This window comes from Thiohalospira halophila DSM 15071 (assembly GCF_900112605.1).
In the GTDB taxonomy this organism is placed as follows: Bacteria; Pseudomonadota; Gammaproteobacteria; order Thiohalospirales; family Thiohalospiraceae; genus Thiohalospira; species Thiohalospira halophila.
This window is the reverse complement of record NZ_FOMJ01000020.1, coordinates 1-2,034: the sequence shown is the minus strand read 5'-3', so window position 1 is coordinate 2,034 and position 2,034 is coordinate 1. Positions and strand designations below refer to the sequence as shown.

The following is a 2,034-nucleotide window of genomic DNA, read 5'->3' as shown; positions in this document are numbered from 1 at the left end:
AAAGATGTTTTCAAACGTCCCGTCAATCGCCTTGAAGCCGGCGGACACCGTGCCGCTATTCGGGTCCAGGAAGAAGCCCGTAAGCCCCAGGGACGTATTCAGTACCGGGTCAAAGATCCACTCCCGCGCCGCGTTGGTTTCCAGGGTGAGCGAGTAGGTAGCGAGAATCACCAGGACCGAGGAAATGGCCGCGCCCACATCCACCTCCTTTTGCCCAAACAGGAGCCGCCACGCGACCCACAAGATATAGACCGTAACGGCCACCCGCGCAAAGGGAAGGATTTGCGTTGTCATGGGTTCAATCATCAGGCCCACATATTCCGCCGTGGACTCCATGACAATGCCCCAAATCGAAAAGCCGAGAGATTCTTCTTCATCCATGTCGGTGCCCCTTAGTAATGGCGGAGAATGCGATCCGCAATATCATTGCCGGAATCGTCGGAATCGAGGCCGTAATCATCGGCCAACCGCTCATGCGCCCATTCCGGCTCCTGCCCCTGATTGATTCGCTCCTGTGGCGACTGGCGCTGGTTGTCGTCCTCGCCTTCATCATCCGGCGGTACATACCCCCGATAATGCTGCGCGGATTGCAGCCGTTCCAGGCGGGAGAGGGTGTCATCCATTCGCCGCGCGAGGCGTAGTTGCTCGACCAGGAGCCTATTATTTAGATCTTGGGCGGCCTTTAAGTTTTCGGCGCTGTCGATGTTCTGGGATAGGGAGTTGATGGTTTCCAGCCGCTCGCCCGACTCGGAGAGCGCCAATTCCGCTTGGCGCAAGCTGTCGCGGTAGTACGTCTGGCGCTGCTTCTCCCGCGCCGCACTCGCCGCCATGCGGTCATACTCGCCGCTTCCGGCCTCGGGGAATGCCTCGATCACATGCTGGCTGGTGTTGTCCCATACATCCTCAAACGTATCGCCTTCAAATCCCCCCTTGGTTTCCACCATTACGTTAAACTTCTCCCGAGTCTCCTTGAGGTCGTCAACGAGCCCGGTCGCCATGTTATAGGTGCCTTCCATTTGCTCCCCGATGGCGATCAATTCCTTGTACTGATTCGACGCCATCTGATAGGTGTGTTTCGCCACGTCCATGGCGTCCCGCATGGTTTCTAGCTGCTTGGTGGCGGTCTGGATGGCCTGCTGTGCCTTGGATAGCTGCTCGGCCTGATAAGCGTACTGTTTCGGGTCCGTTACCACCTGCTGGCCGTGGGCGGCGTGGGGGATCATCATCACGCCCGCCCAGGACGCGAGGGCCAACAGCACCGCCGCGTTATTCGCGTTCATCGTCGGCATCCCATTCGCTGCTTTCCGGCTCCGATTCGGCCTCGGTTTCCGCCTCGACTTTCCCATGGGAAACCGGGTTGGTTTCGGCCGATTCATCCGCCTCGCTTTCGGCTTCCGCCGCTTCCCGGGCGGCGGCTTCTTCATCCTCCTGCCGCTGGCGCAATTCGTCCTCGTCCGGCTCTATCTCATGGCCGGATACTTGCGGGATGAAATCCCGATACTCAAAAACCCAGGAAAGCGCCTCGATAATCGCGCCCCGCTCGCTGTAGCCGTAATCCCCGGTCATGATCGTGAGCCAGACGGAAGCCTCGGCCGTCAGGTGGAGGCGAATCGTCTTTAATCCGTTCCGCGAGGCGCGCCGGGTGGTCCTCGGAAGCGTCCCGCGCACGACACTTGCAAGCCCCACTGAAACCCCGTCCTTAACCTGCGCTAATTGCGCCGGCACTTGGACCGAGAGCGTTCGCGGTTCGGCGGACTGGCGGAGCGCCCATTCGCCCATCGTCTGCCCGTCGTTCTCGCGCTCGATATTTCCCATGGGAAACCCCCTTTTCGGCTGGTCATTGCGTGAATGGGTAACGTAATTCCAGCGTAGAGGGGGAAAACCAAAAACGCAAGTTTGGCGTTTTAACTCGTCCAATTTGTCGGCCAAATTGGCCGACAAAGGCAGGGGAACAGGCGGCGGTGATACCGGGAGGCCGGATTTGTGATACACCCCCGATCCGGGTGTGATACCGGGGGTGAAGGGGTGTGATAC

At 59.4% G+C, this 2,034-nt stretch carries 2 protein-coding genes and 1 pseudogene; all 3 read right to left on the bottom strand.

Going from position 1 to position 2,034, the window contains the following annotated elements; all coding sequences use genetic code 11:
* A partial coding sequence (locus tag BM272_RS13400) for a hypothetical protein (RefSeq protein ID WP_143613323.1) occupies window positions 1-381 on the bottom strand: 381 nt, incomplete at its 3' end.
* A gap of 11 nt (window positions 382-392) precedes the next feature.
* Window positions 393-1,280, bottom strand: coding sequence for a type IV secretion system protein (locus BM272_RS13395; protein ID WP_159433106.1), 888 nt, complete (start codon window positions 1,278-1,280; stop codon window positions 393-395).
* A pseudogene (locus BM272_RS13820) lies at window positions 1,267-2,034 on the bottom strand (hypothetical protein); the annotation flags it as partial. The pseudogene BM272_RS13820 and the gene BM272_RS13395, both read right to left, overlap by 14 nt.